At 61.3% G+C, this 16,367-nt stretch carries 20 protein-coding genes; 10 read left to right on the top strand and 10 right to left on the bottom strand.

Going from position 1 to position 16,367, the window contains the following annotated elements; genetic code table 11:
* Positions 1–21 precede the first annotated feature (21 nt).
* The 5 genes from VGG22_14535 to sdhC are packed head-to-tail and all read left to right on the top strand — an operon-like array spanning position 22 to position 4,780.
* Positions 22–939 carry a fumarate hydratase gene (locus VGG22_14535; protein HEY1729593.1) on the top strand — a complete coding sequence of 306 codons (918 nt, stop codon included), beginning with the start codon at positions 22–24 and terminating at the stop codon, positions 937–939.
* On the top strand, positions 939–1,532 hold the full coding sequence (locus tag VGG22_14530) for a FumA C-terminus/TtdB family hydratase beta subunit (protein ID HEY1729592.1): 594 nt from the start codon (positions 939–941) through the stop codon (positions 1,530–1,532). Before VGG22_14535 ends, VGG22_14530 begins: the two co-directional genes overlap by 1 nt.
* Positions 1,529–3,235 (top strand): FAD-dependent oxidoreductase, encoded by a 1,707-nt coding sequence (locus VGG22_14525; protein HEY1729591.1) that lies wholly within the window; start codon positions 1,529–1,531, stop codon positions 3,233–3,235. The genes VGG22_14530 and VGG22_14525 overlap by 4 nt, the downstream gene beginning before the upstream one ends.
* Positions 3,232–3,951: a succinate dehydrogenase iron-sulfur subunit gene (gene sdhB / locus VGG22_14520; GenBank protein HEY1729590.1), complete on the top strand. Its 720-nt coding sequence runs from the start codon at positions 3,232–3,234 to the stop codon at positions 3,949–3,951. Before VGG22_14525 ends, sdhB begins: the two co-directional genes overlap by 4 nt.
* A complete protein-coding gene (sdhC, locus tag VGG22_14515) occupies positions 3,941–4,780 on the top strand; it encodes a succinate dehydrogenase, cytochrome b556 subunit (protein HEY1729589.1) in 840 nt (279 codons plus the stop codon). Before sdhB ends, sdhC begins: the two co-directional genes overlap by 11 nt.
* On the opposite strand, the gene VGG22_14510 is transcribed toward sdhC, so the two are convergent.
* Positions 4,777–5,532 carry a sulfite exporter TauE/SafE family protein gene (locus tag VGG22_14510; protein HEY1729588.1) on the bottom strand — a complete coding sequence of 252 codons (756 nt, stop codon included), beginning with the start codon at positions 5,530–5,532 and terminating at the stop codon, positions 4,777–4,779. The genes sdhC and VGG22_14510 overlap by 4 nt on opposite strands.
* Before the next feature lie 11 nt (positions 5,533–5,543).
* On the opposite strand from VGG22_14510, the gene VGG22_14505 reads away from it, so the two are divergent.
* From VGG22_14505 to VGG22_14495, 3 genes are read left to right on the top strand one after another with little or no spacing between them, the layout of a single operon-like run.
* The gene (locus VGG22_14505) at positions 5,544–6,044 is read left to right on the top strand and encodes a MaoC family dehydratase (GenBank protein ID HEY1729587.1); all 501 of its coding nucleotides are present in this window, start codon (positions 5,544–5,546) and stop codon (positions 6,042–6,044) included.
* A complete protein-coding gene (locus VGG22_14500) occupies positions 6,025–6,585 on the top strand; it encodes a CoA pyrophosphatase (protein HEY1729586.1) in 561 nt (186 codons plus the stop codon). The genes VGG22_14505 and VGG22_14500 overlap by 20 nt, the downstream gene beginning before the upstream one ends.
* A gap of 21 nt (positions 6,586–6,606) precedes the next feature.
* On the top strand, positions 6,607–7,050 hold the full coding sequence (locus VGG22_14495; GenBank protein ID HEY1729585.1) for a hypothetical protein: 444 nt from the start codon (positions 6,607–6,609) through the stop codon (positions 7,048–7,050).
* On the opposite strand, the gene VGG22_14490 is transcribed toward VGG22_14495, so the two are convergent.
* The 6 genes from VGG22_14490 to VGG22_14465 are packed head-to-tail and all read right to left on the bottom strand — an operon-like array spanning position 7,039 to position 11,761.
* Positions 7,039–7,917: a hypothetical protein gene (locus VGG22_14490; GenBank protein HEY1729584.1), complete on the bottom strand. Its 879-nt coding sequence runs from the start codon at positions 7,915–7,917 to the stop codon at positions 7,039–7,041. The genes VGG22_14495 and VGG22_14490 overlap by 12 nt on opposite strands.
* Before the next feature lie 5 nt (positions 7,918–7,922).
* Entirely contained in the window at positions 7,923–8,789 is an 867-nt protein-coding gene (locus VGG22_14485; protein ID HEY1729583.1) for a hypothetical protein, read from the bottom strand.
* A gap of 11 nt (positions 8,790–8,800) precedes the next feature.
* Positions 8,801–9,499 carry a fumarylacetoacetate hydrolase family protein gene (locus VGG22_14480; protein HEY1729582.1) on the bottom strand — a complete coding sequence of 233 codons (699 nt, stop codon included), beginning with the start codon at positions 9,497–9,499 and terminating at the stop codon, positions 8,801–8,803.
* Positions 9,496–10,407, bottom strand: coding sequence for a 4-hydroxy-tetrahydrodipicolinate synthase (gene dapA / locus VGG22_14475; protein HEY1729581.1), 912 nt, complete (start codon positions 10,405–10,407; stop codon positions 9,496–9,498). The genes VGG22_14480 and dapA overlap by 4 nt, the downstream gene beginning before the upstream one ends.
* A complete protein-coding gene (locus tag VGG22_14470) occupies positions 10,404–10,790 on the bottom strand; it encodes a hypothetical protein (protein HEY1729580.1) in 387 nt (128 codons plus the stop codon). The genes dapA and VGG22_14470 overlap by 4 nt, the downstream gene beginning before the upstream one ends.
* A gap of 14 nt (positions 10,791–10,804) precedes the next feature.
* A complete protein-coding gene (locus VGG22_14465) occupies positions 10,805–11,761 on the bottom strand; it encodes a 2-dehydropantoate 2-reductase (protein HEY1729579.1) in 957 nt (318 codons plus the stop codon).
* A 35-nt stretch (positions 11,762–11,796) separates the two neighbouring features.
* On the opposite strand from VGG22_14465, the gene VGG22_14460 reads away from it, so the two are divergent.
* Positions 11,797–12,711 (top strand): pseudouridine-5'-phosphate glycosidase, encoded by a 915-nt coding sequence (locus VGG22_14460; GenBank protein HEY1729578.1) that lies wholly within the window; start codon positions 11,797–11,799, stop codon positions 12,709–12,711.
* On the opposite strand, the gene VGG22_14455 is transcribed toward VGG22_14460, so the two are convergent.
* On the bottom strand, positions 12,697–13,086 hold the full coding sequence (locus tag VGG22_14455) for a hypothetical protein (protein ID HEY1729577.1): 390 nt from the start codon (positions 13,084–13,086) through the stop codon (positions 12,697–12,699). The genes VGG22_14460 and VGG22_14455 overlap by 15 nt on opposite strands.
* Before the next feature lie 35 nt (positions 13,087–13,121).
* The gene (locus VGG22_14450) at positions 13,122–14,072 is read right to left on the bottom strand and encodes a CoA ester lyase (protein ID HEY1729576.1); all 951 of its coding nucleotides are present in this window, start codon (positions 14,070–14,072) and stop codon (positions 13,122–13,124) included.
* On the opposite strand from VGG22_14450, the gene VGG22_14445 reads away from it, so the two are divergent.
* On the top strand, positions 14,071–15,576 hold the full coding sequence (locus VGG22_14445; GenBank protein ID HEY1729575.1) for an aldehyde dehydrogenase: 1,506 nt from the start codon (positions 14,071–14,073) through the stop codon (positions 15,574–15,576). The genes VGG22_14450 and VGG22_14445 overlap by 2 nt on opposite strands.
* A gap of 135 nt (positions 15,577–15,711) precedes the next feature.
* Here VGG22_14445 and VGG22_14440 read toward each other — a convergent pair whose 3' ends face one another.
* The gene (locus tag VGG22_14440) at positions 15,712–16,353 is read right to left on the bottom strand and encodes a hypothetical protein (GenBank protein HEY1729574.1); all 642 of its coding nucleotides are present in this window, start codon (positions 16,351–16,353) and stop codon (positions 15,712–15,714) included.
* Positions 16,354–16,367: the final 14 nt, after the last annotated feature.

Here is a 16,367-nt window from a genome sequence, read left to right as displayed (position 1 = left end):
ACATAGGGATGGTTCCGCGGGGTGTGCTATCTCCCAATCATGATGGGAGCCGCGATCAATACCGATGCGTTTTACGATCAGCTCGAAGAGCTCGGAAAACGCTTGTACATCGAATCTCAAATCGATATTCCACCGGACGTTCGAGCGGCCATCGACGCGGCGATGGAGCGAGAGAGCAGCCAGGTAGCGCGAGGCATCGTAAACACGATGCTGCGCGCCATGGCGATCTCCGACAAGAAACACACGCTCGTCTGTCAAGACACCGGGTTTCCGATCTTCTTCGTGACGATCGGCCGGGGGTTCTTGATCGACGGGGCACGTTTGATCGATGCGCTCACGCGCGGCATCGAACGCGCAACGGTCGACCATCCGCTGCGCAGCAGCATCGTCTCGCCGATCACGCGCGAGAACCGCCAAACGAGCACGGGCGACGGCATCCCCGTCGTGCACATCGAGTTCTCGAAAGAGATCGACTACATCGACCTCTTGATGATCCCGAAAGGATCGGGCTCCGAGAACATGTCGTTCCTGAAAATGCTTTCGCCCTCCGACGGAATCAACGGCGTCAAGAAATTCGTCATGGAAATGACGGTCGGCGCGGGCGGTAAGCCGTGTCCGCCGACGATTGTCGGCGTCGGAATCGGCGGAACCTCCGATCTTTGCACGCTGCTTGCCAAGAAAGCCTCGATTCGACCGCTCGGTGAGCGTAATCCCGATCCGCAGATCGCGGCGCTCGAGCTCGAGCTGCTCGAGGCGATCAACGCGACCGGAATCGGGCCGATGGGGCTCGGGGGCGACACGACGGCACTCGACGTTCACATCGAAGCTGCCTGGACGCACATCACGTGCAATCCCGTCGCGATCAATTTCCAATGTTGGCGCGGCGAACGCCGGCGCGCCAAGATCTATGCCGACGGCGAATACGAATTCGGATACTGATGGCCGAGCATCGTCTAACGCCACCACTCTCCGAGGACGACGTGCGCGCGATGCGCACGGGCGACGTCGTCTATTTCACAGGGACGATCTGGGGCATCCGCGACGCAACGTACATCGCCATGTACGATCGCAAGCGACCCTCCCCCGTCGACCTGAGCGGGAGCGTATTCTTGCATGTTGCGCCAAACGTGCGCAAGCTGCCGAACGGCAAGTACGAACCAATGACCGTCGGCACCACGACCAGCATGCGAATGGATCGTTTCACGGAACCATCGCTGCGAGAAACCGGCGTTCGCGCCATCATCGGGAAAGGCGGGCTCTCCGAGGAAGCTAGCGCGGCGCTCAAATCGCTGGGCGGCGTCTACCTCGCAATCGTCGGTGGAGCTGCCTCGGTCGAAACCGAGCAAGTCGAAGCAATCGAAAACGTCTATTTCGAAGACCTAATGCCGGAGTGCCTGTGGGAATTTCGCGTTCGCGATTTCGGACCGCTTACAGTCGCGATGGACGCCCACGGGGCCAGCATTTACCGTGACGTTGCGGCGACCGCACAAGAACGTCTCGCGTCGATCTACGCTAAACTCGGCATCACATGAGCCCCGGTTACGACGAGCTCACCTGTGATTTTCTGATCATCGGGAGCGGCGGCGCGGGCTTGATGGCGGCGCTGCACGCCTACGATCTGAATCCGCGCCTCAACATCGTCGTCGTTGCCAAAGGCCTGGTTGGCAAGAGCGGCTGCACGCGCCTCGTCCAAGGCGGCTTCAACGCCGCGCTCGATCCGAAAGACTCGGTCGAAAAACATTTTCTCGATACGGTTAAGGGCGGCGCCTTCCTCAACAATCAGGACTTGGCGTGGGCGCTCGTTTCCGACGCGCCCGAAATCATCCGGAAACTGGAGACCAAGGTTGGGGTCTTCTTCGATCGCCGTCCGGATGGAACGATTCATCAGAAGGCATTTGCCGGACAATCTTTCGATCGCACCGTTCATCGCGGCGACCTCACCGGCATCGAAATCGTCAGCCGGCTGCACGATCAACTCTTCGCGCGCAAGATCACGCTGATCGATGAGACACGCGCGCTCGATCTGATTCCAACCAAAGACGGCAGCGGCATTGCCGGCGCCCTGCTTCTTCACCAACGTACCGGCGCGTTCACGCTGGCGCGCGCGCGAACGACGTTGCTGGCGACCGGCGGCGGTCCGCGTATGTACAAATTCTCCGCGCCGTCGATCGAAAAGGTCGGCGACGGATATGCGATGGCGTATCGCGCCGGCTGCGATCTCGTCGACATGGAGATGATGCAATTTCATCCGACGGGGATTTTAGCGGGCGCATCGCGGCTTTCCGGAATGGTCCTCGAAGAAGGCTTGCGCGGCGCCGGCGCCTATCTGCTCAATGCACACGGCGAGCGCTTCATGCAGCGTTACGATCCGGAACGCATGGAGCGCGCGACACGCGATGTCGTCTCACGCTCGGCATATATCGAGATCATGGAAGGACGCGGCACGCCCGCGGGCGGCGTTTACATCGATGCATCGCATCTCGGCGCCGATTTCGTTGCGAAAACCTTTCCCGGGATGGTCCGGCGTTGCGCCGAGGTCGGCTACGATCTGACGCGCAGACCGGTCGAGGTCACTCCGACCGCGCACTTTCACATGGGCGGCGTGGCAATCGACGATCGCTGCCGTACCGCGATGCCCGGGCTCCTCGTCGCGGGAGAGGATTCAGGCGGCGTCCACGGCGCGAATCGTCTCGGTGGCAACGGGGTTGCCGAATCGTGCGTGTTCGGCGCACGCGCCGGCGTTACAGCCGCGCAAATCTGTTCCGAACTTGACATGCACGCTGTTGACGCATCCGCAGTCAATACGGCGCTGGACGCAGCACTTGCGCCCCTGACGCGTCCAGAAGGTGAGAATCCGTTCGCGATTCGCGATCGCGTGCAAGCGGTGATGTGGGAGGATGCGGGTCTCGTCCGAAGCGGCCCGCAACTTGCGCGTGCGCGTGCGACGCTCGACGAGCTTTCGGATCGCGCCCTGCACTGCGCCGCACCTAACGAACGCCGTTGGAATCTCGCGTGGCAGCAAGTCCTCGACGTACGCAATCTGATTACGGTTGCATCGCTCACCGCCCGTGCTGCCGAGCATCGTACCGAGACGCGCGGCTCGCATGCGCGCAGCGACTTCGCGAAGCGCGATGACGGTCGCTGGCTCGTCAACATCCATCTGCAAAACGATCGCATCTTCGAGGTTCCGGTCGTGATGACGCGCCTCAAGCCGGATGCCGCCGTCCCGGCATGAGCGTTCACAAGACCTTTCGCATCCGCCGCTTCGATCCAAGCAACGACGCGCATCCCTATTGGGCGACGTACACGATCGAAGCCAAGCCGAAATTCAGCGTGCTCGACGGTCTCTTTGCGATTCTCGAAAATCAGGACGGGACGCTAGGATTCCGTTATTCATGCCGCGCCGGAATGTGTGGCTCGTGTGCGATGCGGATCGACGGACGCGAAGGCCTCGCGTGCCGGATCCGTCTCGAGAACCTTGGTGCGACGATCAGCGTCGAGCCGCTGCGCTCGCTGCCGATCGTCAAAGATCTCACGACCGACATGACGCCGTTCTTCGATAAATACCGCAAGATCGATCCGTTCTTCGTCGGAGACTCGCCCTCGTTTGCGGAGCAAACGCCCGAGCCGCTGCGCGTCGATCCCACACAGCCGCTACGGCAGAGCGCGAATCGCGCGATCGACTGCATCTCGTGCGGCGCATGCTACTCGGCCTGCCCGACGGTCGCAAGCAATCCCGCATATCTTGGGCCCGCCGCGCTCAATCGCGCCTTCGCGCTCGCGGCCGACGAACGCGATCGTGAAGCCGATCGCTTCGCGCTCATCAGTGGCCCCGAGGGTGCGTATAGCTGCCGTTCTATCGGCAACTGCGTCAGCGTTTGTCCGGCCGGCGTCGCGCCACTCGCCGCAATTCAGCTCTTGCGACGCGGAAAGTCGGCGAGTGCAACCTAACGCGACGGGAATCGCGTGGTGGTATCTTCGCATTTCGGGCTTGCTCGTGATTTCGCTCGTGCTCGGACACCTGTTCGTAATGCACTACGCGAACGCGCCCTCCAGGACGACGAGCGCGTTCGTACTAGTGCGCTGGTCCGACGCCTTCTGGCGCGACTTCGACTGGGGACTCCTACTACTTGCGCTCACGCACGGGTTGGTCGGGATGCGCAATGTTATCGCGGATGCGGTGCCGAGCCGTATTGGCCGCCGCGCCGGCGAAGGCGTTCTCGGGGTGCTCGCTGCCGGCTTTCTGGCTCTCGGAACCGTATCGATCGTGAGCGTTGCGCGCGGCGTAGAAACCCGCGGCCCGCTCTCGGGCTCGACCTGGATCGTTCCGACGCTTGACACATTGCTGGGTCTGCTGGCCGTCATCACGTATCTGGCCATCGTTGCAATCGCAATCGCCTTCATCGTACGTGCAACGCTGCGCTTGCCGATCGGCTGGTGGCAGTTTCACGGACAATGGGCCTGGGCGTTGCATCGCGCAACCGGCATCGGGATTTTCTTCTTCCTCTTCGTGCACGTGCTCGATCTCGCACTTTTACCGCTCGCGCCGAACCTCTATGACGCCACGGTTGCGAGCTACGCAAATCCGTTCTTGATGCCGATGGAGATCGGGCTCGTATGCGCAGTCATTTATCATGCGCTCAACGGCACGCGCCTATGGATTCTTGAATTCCTCGATCAGCAGACCTCGAAAGCTGCAATCGGCACGTTCGCGTGCGTCATCATCATCACGGTCGCGCTGGTCTTGCCCAGCATCTTTGTGCTGGTCCGAGGCAGCTAATGCCCTTTGATCAATAGCAGCGTGGCCATCCCGTAGATAAAACACGAGAAGGCGATACGCAGCGCCTTCTCCGATAGCCGGTGCGCGATCGTAACTCCCACATTGACGAGAAGCGCACCACCGATAGCAAGAAGAATCCCCGCGGGCCAGTCGACGTCGTGCGTTCGCGCGTACTGCGTGATGCTGATGATCGTCGAAGGGACAGAGAGATAGATCGACATGCCCTGTGCCGCCGTTTGCGTGAATCCGAAGAACACGACCAGCGACGGCGCCGCGAGCGCCGGCCCACCGATTCCGAACAGTCCCGTTGCGATACCGCCGAGCGCGCCGAGCACGGTGAGGTAATACCAGCGCAGCGGAAGGTTCATCAGCTGCTTTTTCTTTCGGAGCGCATTCCATAGCGAGAACGACCCTATGAAGTAGAAAAAACAGCAGAACGCGATCCGCAGATTGTGACTTGGGACGTGCGTTGCAATGAACGCGCCCGCGAACGTGAAGGGCAGAGCGACCCCCGACATCGTCAAGGCGGCTCGAACGTTGACGCTTCCGCGGCGCGTGTACTGATACGCCCCGATGGCGAGATTCGGAAGCTGCATCACCATGCTGGTGCCTTGCGCCAGCTGCTGCTTGAAACCGAGGAGCGCCATCGCGGAGATCGCGACCGTCCCTCCGCTGACGCCGAAAACTCCCCCCATAAGCCCCGCGCCGGCGCCGATTGCGAGCGAAACGAGGAAATGCAGCACGTCGAACATAGTCAAGCGTCATGGGTGAAAAACCTGGCTGGTCCGGCAGATTCTACGAGGATTTCGAAGTCGGCGACATTTATCGACATCCGTTCGGACGCACCGTGATTACCACGGACAACATGTGGTTCACGTTGCTGACCCAAAACGTTGCCCCGGTTCACCTCGACCATCACTACGCGGCGCAGACCGAATTCGGGAAACCTCTCGTGGACTCGACGTTCACGCTAGCGCTGGTAACCGGACAAAGTGTCATTGATGTCTCTATGAACGTCATGGCAAATCTCGGCTGGGACGAGATTCGTCTTCCCGCACCGGTGTTCGAAGGTGACACGCTCTACTCGCAGAGCGAGGTTCTGGAGAAGCGCGAGTCCAAATCGCGCAAGAACGTCGGCATCGTGACGGTACGGACGCACGGCTTCAACCAAAACGGAACCGTCGTCATCAGCTTCAACCGCACTATCATGGTGTACAAACGCGGCCAAGCGCCGAAGATTCCGCGTGTCGAGCTCAACACCTGAGGTCTGGACTAAAGCCGCCGTAATCTTGGCGATCTACGCGTCGGCGCCGCACGCCGTCGTCTTTATCGAGCGTTCGCCGCATCTTCGCAAACACGCGGGCCAAATCGGCCTTCCCGGCGGCAGCGCGGATCCGATCGACGGCGACGAGCCTGCGACGACCGCATTGCGCGAGCTCTACGAAGAGCTCGGCGTAAAACCCGATCGCGTTCGCATCGTTGGGCGATTGCCCGACGTGCAGCAAGTTTCGAATCGTTTTCTCGTGACGCCGGTCGTCGGCGTCATCGAGCCCGGCACACCGCTTACCATCGATCAAGATGAGATCGTCGGCGTGTTCACCGTCCCGCTCGCGACGATACTTGCGAGCGACGGAATCTACGAGGACGCCGTGATGACGAAAGAGCGTGGACGCATCAGCTACGCGCTCGATTTCGAGGGCCGCCATATCTGGGGCCTGACGGCGAGAATTCTCAAACATTTCTCGGATGCTTGGAATGCTGAGAATTCGACGCTGCGGGCCGACGTCGAAGCGGCATTCGCGTAGCATTTGTTGAAGGAAATCAGCATGCGTTTCTTCACACAATTTTCATTTGTTGCAACGCTGGCGACGGTGCTCGTCGTGGCTTCTTCACAAGCCGCACGCGCGCAAGTCTCCGTCGACGGCGGCTATTTCGATACGAGCGGAAATGGATCGGTCGGCGCGGCGGTCTCACTCCAGCTGTTCAAGACGCCGGTCATACCGCTCAGCGTCGAAGCAACCGCGGCTGCGCCATTTAACGGTCACGGATTCGCTGCAACCGCCGATGCGCGTTTCAAACTGGGCGGCACGACGATCGGCGCCGGTGCCGGCGCGGGCAACATCGGACAGGTGGCACTCGGACAATCGCGCTTTCTCTACGACGGAATCGTCGCACAATCGATCGCGCCGCATCTCGCCGTCGAAGGCCGCGTGTACCTTGGGAGCAACCGGCCGACGTCCGTGTTCGCGGGATTGCGCTTAACGCTCTGATCCATTGACGGCAAACCAGAAATTGCTCTGCCCGGTTCCTATAGCGGCCTCATAACGGCCGAATTGCTCGCCCCGCGTCTTGAACGACTCGCGTCCGAATGCACCGGCGAGCACGAGGTAGTGCGCAAAGCGTCCTTCGGGTGAACATTCGCGACGGAATTCTTCGGCTGCAGCGAGCACGCTCTTGTGATCGCCGTTTTTCCACCATTCCATGATCCGCTCGTCCCACTCGCGCAACTTCGGCGAGGAGATATCGGAAGGATCGGCGCTTGCGCGAGCACGGATCGTCGCAAGCGGCCAAAAGCGATGTGACATTCCGCCGCTCGCGATCAGAAGCGCGCGACGGCCGATGCGTTGCGCCGCACGAGCAATCGCTTCACCGAGCGTGAGATTCGGCTCGACCTCCGCCGTGTCGCAGACGCTGATCGAGAGGACGCGCTTCCTGTTCGGACCCGGGTTGTAGTAGTGCATCGGATTGAGGGTCCCGTAATGTACCGGCAATCCGCGATGGCGCGACGTAACGGCCGGGACGCCGCCGGCTTGCGCCTCGGCTACGATCGCATCGGCGAGCTCCGGATCGCCGGGATAGTCGTACTCGTACTCGTGCAGCATGTCGGGAATCTCATCCGACGTATAGACGCCCTGTAAACGCTCGCCAGCGTTCACGACGAAATCCAGGGTCGTGTGCCAATGCGTATCAACGATGACGAACGTATCGAAATCGAGCGACGCAATGCGTTTGGCACGAATCTCTTCGAGCGCGTCGTAAAACGTCGTGACGTTTTTTCCCATGTAGGCGCGCCGCGCCTCGGGATCGAGGATCATCAGGCGCGGAACGTGCGTCGAGAACAGACCTGCGACGAGCACGCGGCTTAGGCGACGCTGGGTTCGGGCAACGGACCTTTGAAACGCATCGGCGGCAGAACGCCGATCTTCGAGCGAAACGTGAGGAATTGCCGCCAGCCGTCTTCTTCGAAGGTGGCTTTGCTCTTGATGAGCCCGTACTCGTAGAGTGACTCCGCGATCTTCGACTCGCGGCCGAGTTTGCGAATCGTAATCGGCAAGAGCTTCTCCTCGAGATCGAGAATGCGGAACTTTGCTTCTTCCGGGTCGGGCGCCGATTCGATCGCTTCGCGCACCAGGCGTAAGCCGACGCCGATATGCCGGACTTCGTCGTGCATGACGTGCTCGTAGGTTACTGCGGTGGCGAGATCACCAGCATTCTTCGCAAGCTCGATGATCGAGTTGAAGAGAACGTGCGCCGAGTAGGCTTCGAGCGTGCAGACTTGACCGTACACGATCTCTAGGAAAGTCGGCAGCCCGTTCACGAAACGGAAGAGTTCCGTTTGTTCGTACGGCACGTCGAGCGAATCCGCCAGCTGCAGGTCTTCGATGCGCCGCCACTCGATTTGCGTGTGGCGCGTTTCGTCGATCGCGTGCGTCGTATAGAAATACTGCACGCTCGGCTTGTTGGTTTTGGTGATGATCTGCGCAACTTGGCTGGCCGTCTGGGCTTCGCCCCAACACGTCGTCACCATGATCGGGCGCATCGCTTCACGATATTCTTTGGAAAGCTTGGGGTCGTGGACTTTCGCGGCACGATATTTTTGCAGCAACTGCTCGGTGTCGCGCGCCTGATTCTGAATGTACTCTTCGTACGATTCGAGCGTTCCGAACGTTTTTAGATCCTCGGCCGGGATGTGGGACGGGATGACGTTGACGTTCGTGAGGTAGGACATGCGCTTGCTCCTTACACCTGCTCGTCGGCGACTGTATTGCGCAGCACGCCGATCCCGCCTACTTCGACTTCGACCACGTCTCCCGCCCGCAGATACCGCGGCGGATCGAAACGCGCGCCGGAGCCTACGGGCGTGCCTGTGAAGATGACGTCGCCCGGTGCGAGCTCGGAGAACGTCGAGATATATGAGATCAGATAATCGAACGGGAAGATCAGATTCGCGGTCGTGTCGTCTTGGCGAACCTCGCCGTTGACGCGCGTCGTGACACGAAGATCGTCGAAGCGCTTGAACTCATCGGCTGTTACCAGCGCCGGTCCGATCGCACCGGAGCGCTCGAAATTCTTACCCTGAGTGACGTTGAACTTGCCGTGACGCATCCAGTCGCGAACGCTGCCCTCGTTGCCGCACGTCAGCCCACCGATGTGGGTGAGCGCCGATTCGCGCGGAATGCGCCGCCCGCGCTTTCCGATCACGAGCACGATCTCGCCTTCATAGTCGAGCTGCTCCGATTCGGGTGGACGCAGAATCTTCTCGCCGTCGCCGACGAGCGATCCGGACGTGCGCATGAAGACGCTCGGATATTTCGGTTGGTCGGTGCCGTCCTTATATTCCGCGTTTCGATTGCCGTAATTGACGCCTATGCAAAATATCTTGCCGCGCAGTGCGATCGGCGGCGTGAAGCGCTGAGCCTCGAATTCTGCAACCCTCACGCCGTCCGAGCGGCCTCAGCCAACATCCCGGCACGTTCCAAAACGCCGTCGAGCCTTCGCTCAAGCTCCGGCGTGGCCGGTACCATCGGCAGACGATGCTCGTTTCGCGCAAGAATGCCGAGCCGCTTCATCATGTACTTGATCGGGATCGGGTTCGTATCGAAGAAGACGGCTTTGTTCACTTCGAGCAATCGTTCGTGCATCTCGCGCCCGCGCGCGAGATCGCCGCTCCAGACGGCATCACACATCTCGGCGAGGACACGCGGATTGAGATTCCCGACGGCATTCATCAATCCGACGGCGCCGAGCGCCATCATCGGGAAACTGAGTTCTTCCAACCCGACGAAGATGCGCAGCTCGGGCAAGTGTGCGAGCAGATCGGAAACGTACGCGAGATCGGTCGAGGCATGTTTCATCCCAACGAACGTGGGCGAAAGCTCGGCGAGTTTTCGAACCGTCTCCACCTCGACGCTTACTGCCGTGCGTCCTGGAATGTGATAGATCATCCACGGGATATGCAGCCCGCGCGTGACGCTCAGATAATATTCGATGAGCCCCCGTTGCGGCGGACGGATATAATACGGCGTCACGATCAAGAGTGCATCGACGCCGGCGCGCATGGCATGTTGCGTCAACAGGGCGGTCTCGGCAAGCGACTGTGAACCGGTCGCGGCGACGATCGGAATGCGCTTGTTCGCCGTCTTCACCGCAACGTCAATCAGCGCGTTGCGCTCGTCGACGGAGAGCGTCGAAGGCTCAGAGGTCGTACCGTTGACCACGATACCCTGCGAGCCGCCCGCAATTTGCAGCTCGACGAGCCGCGCGTACGCTACTGTATCGACGTTCCCGTCGGCGAACGGCGTGACCAGCGGGGGCATCGAGCCGCGCAGCCATTCGGGAGGATTCATCGCGCGGCCGCCACGCTCGCTTTGAGATTGTTCTGGTTGCGCCGCAGATCGGAATCCAGCTCTTGCAGCTCGATCGAGATCGCGAGCGGTTGCGAATCATACATCTTCTGCAAAGACTCCGTCAGCGCGGCGAAGACGTGATCGAGCACGCGCCGTTTCGTTTCCTGATCCCGGCCGGGACCGATGCGCAGTACGGCGTGGACGAATGCATTCTTCCCGGATTCGGCCACGCGGTAATGTTCCAGAATGTGGATGCGCGAACGAATTCCGTCCGGCGGGAAAACACCCGTCTCGATCGCTGCGTCATGGACATGCCGGAGAAGCTTATCGACGTTGACGTGATCTCGTACGTTTTCGGAACATTCGATCGTGATGTGCGGCATCGTAAGGTCCGTCCTTAAAGCAGTTGCGCAAGCATGTAGACGTAGCGTAAGGCTTTAATGTCGACGCCGAGGCGATCCCCGAGCTCGACGACCGCGCCGACCAAGCCGTCGATTTCGACGCGCCGGCCTTTTTCGACGTCTTGCAGCATCGATGATTTGTGCCTTCCGACCTGGCCGGGTATCTGCGCCAGACGTGCTTCGACGCTGATATCGAGCCGCAGGCCGGTCGCGGCGGCGACCGCCAGGCATTCGTGCATGATCTCGCCGACCAGCTGCTTCCCGGCGGGAACCTCGGCAATCTCACCCGAGGTCTTGCGCACGAGCGCGCCGATCGGGTTGAGTGGTGCGTTAGCAAGCAGCTTGACCCAAATCTCTTTGCGCAAATTTTCACTGCGCGGCGCGGCGAAGCCGGCGCGTTCAAACGCTTCCGCGAGTGTATCGAGCTCCGGCGTGATCTTTCCGTCGGGCCGTCCGATTTCGAGACGCTTGGGACCTTGGTGTTCGACGATTCCTGGACCCATGAGCGTGATCGGACAATAAATGACGCAGCCGACGACGCGATTCGGATCGATCTCTTTCGCCAGTACTCCGCTGGGATCGACCGATTCGAGCACGAGGTCTTCGAGCTTGCCGCCGTGACACTGAAAATACCACCACGGAATTCCATTTTGCGCAGCAACGATCAGCGCGTTCGGTTTTCCGGCCGCGCGAATCTGCGGAAGCATCGCCGTGATGTCGTGCGCTTTGGCGGTGATGACGACGACGTCGGCCGGCGCGAACGACTCGTTCGGCGCGAGTGCCGGTAGCTTCACGGTACGCGTGCCATCCGCATCGTGCACTTGCACGCCACGCGCCGCCATCGCTCGCTGATGATCGCCGCGCGCGACGAGAACGACGTCTTCTCCGGCCGTCGCGAGCCGCGCGCCTAAATACGCTCCGATACCACCCGCACCAAGAATCGCAAATCGCATGCAGGCCGCCTTCGCAGCACGGCAAAGGGGGTCCCGTGAACGACGCGCTCTCGATCGATCCCGAAGTTCGCGCGGTCATCGAACGAAAAGGCCCCGTCGTCGCGCTCGAGACGACGGTAATCAGTCACGGATTGCCGCACCCCGAGAATTTGGAGACGGCGCGCGAACTCGAAGCGGCCGTGCGCGGACTTGGCGCAATGCCCGCGACAATCGGCGTGCTCGCGGGGCGGATTCGCGTTGGACTGGGTGATCCCGAGCTCGAACGTTTCGCAACCGGAACGGGAATTCACAAGCTCAGCAGCGCCGATCTAGCCTACGCGGTGGCAACTGGCGCCGATGGCGCGACAACCGTCGCAGCCACGATTGTTTGCGCAGAGATGGCCGGCATCGAAGTCGTCGCCACCGGCGGAATCGGCGGCGTACACCGCGGCGCCGAAACGACCTACGATGTTTCGGCGGATCTTGTGCAGCTCGCAAAGACGCCGGTGACGGTCGTCTGCAGCGGCGCGAAAGCGATCCTCGACCTCCCCAAGACGCTCGAGATGCTCGAAACGCTCGGCGTCACCTTGATCACGTATCGCAGCGACGATTTCCCCGCGTTCTGGAGCCGCTCGAGCGGAATACCGTCGCCACTCCGAACCGAATCGGTCGACCAGCTTGCGCGCATCGTTCGCACGAAACGCTCGCTGGGGCTCCGCAGCGGCATCATCGTCGCAAATCCGGCGTCCGAAGCCGACGAGATCCCGCTCAGCGCGATCACCGCACACATCGAAGCCGCGACAAAAGAGGCGCAGACGCGCAAGATCAGTGGAAAGGCGCTGACGCCGTTTCTCCTCGATCGCATCGCGACGTCGACATCCGGCCGAAGTCTCGCAACGAACATCGCGTTGTTGCGTGCAAACGCGCGACTCGCAGCGCTGCTCGCGCTCGCGCTATCAGAAAAACGCTAGAAGCGGATTCTTCTCGAACGCTTGCTGCTGCTGTTGTTGGTCCGGCTGACGATCGTCGGCGAGATCGCGCTGCTGCGGATTCTGTTGCGCTTCGCGCTTCATCTTTTCGACTTCGGCTTGACGTTCCGCAATCGTCTTGACGCGCTGCGTCGGTTTTGCATCGATGCTCGCGGCAAGACGCGTGATCGCATCGAGCGCATCTTTGTGCGGGCCGCCGTGACCGCCACCGCCGCCTCCCGAACGCGTAGCCGCCGCCTCTTGTTGGAGAACAGCCTGCTGTAACGCGCCCGACATCGACTCTTGTGCTGCCGCTTCCGCGGCCGCGACCATAGCGGGCGGAATCTGGATAATGCCGGCGATCGGACCTACAGACACGTTATAGGTAGAATCGGCCCCTGGGAAAGCCGGCCTTAGGACGCGGCCGCGGCCCGCTGCGCTTCCCGCAGCAGGGCTCGGGCCCGATAGACGACCGGATAGTCGACAAAGACCCCATCCACGACCAGCGCCGAGGAGCCGGCCTCCTCTGCAGCCTCGAACGCGGCGCTGACCTTGCGAGCAAATGCCAGCTCTTCGGGCGTCGGCGAGTAGGTTCGATTGATGATTTCGAGCTGCTTGGGGTGGATTGACATCTTCCCTTGGAACCCCATGGCGCGGCCTTGCTTGGCCTCAACCACGAGGCCGGGCTCGTCTTCGAGATGCGGCCACACGGTATCGATGGGCGGCTCGATCCCGGCCGCACGACTGGCGTTGACGAGCTGCGCGCGATAGAGGGTCGTGAGCGGATTGTCGAGTGTCCACGCCGTTCCGGTGTCGTTCGTATAATCGCCGCTGCCGAAGCAAAGCCGCCGCACACGTTTGACCGCGCTTGCGATCTCGAACATGTTCAGGGCACCCTTCGCGGTTTCGATGATCGGCATCAAATCGATCGTTCCGATTTCGATTCCGCGCGCACGTTCGTGAGCAGCCATGATGTAGTCGGCTATCGCAAGATCGCTCGCGATCTCGACCTTCGGGAGGATGACGCCATCGAGCTTGGGCACGATGACGGCCGCAAAATCGTCGAAGGCAAACGGCGTTCCAAGCGCATTCACGCGCACGTACGCGAGACGGCGACCGCGCGGCCGCTCCAGCCAGTCGAGGATCGTCGAACGCGCTGCGGGCTTTTCCGCAGTCGCGACCGCGTCTTCGAGATCGAGAATGACCCCATCGCAATCGACCTCCAGCGTCTTCTCCATCCGGCGCGCATGATTTCCGGGCGTGAACAACATCGATCTCATGCTCGCGAGATAGAGCAGCCCACGGGGGATTCCTCCGCCTGGTTTCGCGAAGGCTCGGCGCCCTGCAGAGAGGAGCGCGGTCATGGCAGTCGAGGTTCGCGACGCAAAGGTCACCGAGTACGGTCTCTACATCGACGGTGAATACCGGAACTCGGGCGGCGCGAAGACGCTTCCCGTCATCAATCCGGCCAACGGCGAGACGTGGGCGACGATTGTCGATGCGAGCGCCGAGGACGTCGACGCAGCCGTACGAGCTGCGAAACGCGCATTCGAAGGCGAGTGGTCCAAAACGACGCCCGCCACGCGCGGACGACTGCTGCACAAGCTCGCGGACGCCATCGAAGCACGTGCCGCTGAGCTTGCCGAGATCGAAGTACGAGACAACGGGAAGCTGCTGCGCGAGATGGGCGCGCAATTGCGCGCGATTCCCGGCTGGTATCGCTACTACGCGGGCCTCTCGGACAAGATCGAAGGCGAGACGATCCCGATGGAACGTCCGACGCTCTTCAATTTCACGCTGCGCGAGCCGCTCGGCGTTGTCGGATTCATCACGCCGTGGAACTCGCCGCTCCTCATCCTCGCGTTCACGCTCGCGCCTGCCCTCGCAGCCGGAAACACCGTCGTCCTCAAACCGAGTGAATTCGCATCGGTCTCATCACTCGAGTTCGCGAAATGCATCGAAGCCGCCGGTTTCCCGAAAGGCGTGTTCAACGTCGTGACCGGCAGCGGCGCCGTCTCCGGCGATGCGCTCACGAAGCATCCGTCGGTGGCGCGCATCGCGTTCACGGGCAGCGCCGGTACGGGCGCGCGTGTCGCGCAAGCCGCCGCCGGACACTATGCCACGGTCGGACTCGAGCTTGGTGGAAAATCGCCGAACATCGTCTTCGCCGACGCACCGCTCGACGCGGCGGTCTCCGGACTGCTCTCCGGCATCTTTGCTGCGGCCGGACAAACCTGCATCGCGGGTTCGCGTGCGCTCGTGCAGCGCGAGATTTACGCCGAAGTGCAAGAACGGTTGATGGCACGCGCCAAAACCGTCAAGATCGGCGATCCGCTGCTTCCGGAGACGGAGATGGGCCCGATATCGAACGAGCCGCAGTACGCGAAGGTCCAGCAGTACGTTGAGGTCGGCAAAGGCGACGGCGCAAAGCTCGTCGCCGGCGGACGTCGTCCGGCCGACCCCGCCCTGCAGCGCGGTTTCTATTACGAGCCGACGATCTTCGCAGACGTGAACAACACCATGCGGATCGCTCGCGAAGAAGTCTTTGGCCCGATTCTTTCGCTGATTCCGTTCACGGATGAAGACGAAGCTCTCAGCATCGCCAACGACACGATGTATGGACTTGGCTCAGGTGTGTGGACGACGAATATCGGGCGCGCGATCCGCATGGCGCGCGGCATCAAAGCTGGTACGGTGTGGGTCAATACGTACCGAGCAATGTCGTATCAGATGCCGTTCGGCGGCTACAAGAACAGCGGCATCGGGCGCGAGAACGGCGTCGAAGCGATCTACGACTGGACGCAGACGAAATCGGTCTGGATCGAAACCGAACCGGTCGCCGGGGACCCGTTCAGCATCAAAATTTAACTGTCATCCCGAGCGTAGGAACGCGCAGCGTTCCGTAGTCGAGGGACAACGACCATGGAGGCTTCCGCAGTCTCAAGACTACTGCGGTCCCTCGACTACGCGCCTTCGGCGCTACGCTCGGGATGACAAGCGCGGCTAGTGCGTCGCTGCGGGCATCGGCATGGCCGGTGGAGGCTGCATTCCGTTCGCGGGGGCTTGCGGATGCGGCACCGTTCCGAGGACGTCCGTCGTCTGCATCTTCACGGTCGAGCTCGCGGGAATCTTGAAATTCTGCGACATCTGCGACGCGTACACGACGCCGCCCATCGCACCGACCGCACCACCCGCAGGTGATCCGACGCTCTTGAAGAGCATGTTGCCGACGACCATACCGGTGAGGATCTCGCCCGCGGCTTGAACCGCGTTCACGCTCTTCTTCTTTTGCAACGCGAGGATCTTCGCGGGATACGGAAATGTACGCCCATCTGCAAGCGTGATCGTGTCGAACGCGATGCCGATGTAAGCTTTCTTGGTCGGGGTTGCGGCAAAAGCTTGTTGAACGTGACCGCGAATCGTCGCGCCTTGTAGGGCGCCGGCGTCCGCCGCGTCCTGCGGCACGACTCCTGTTACCGTCAAGACGACGGCATCACCGGACCTGGCGCTGCGCGTATCGAGCGTTTGCTGCAACGTTGCGAAAACGTTGGTGCCTGCGGGGACATCTGCTCGAACCGCTACGAAGCTGCACAAAACGAGTGCGACGGCGGTGATCAGACTAGCCCATGAGGATGATGTTCTCATGGACGAACAATGTT

This window comes from Candidatus Baltobacteraceae bacterium, assembly GCA_036489885.1.
In the GTDB taxonomy this organism is placed as follows: domain Bacteria; phylum Vulcanimicrobiota; class Vulcanimicrobiia; order Vulcanimicrobiales; family Vulcanimicrobiaceae; genus JAFAMS01.
This window is presented reverse-complemented; position numbering and strand designations above follow the sequence as displayed.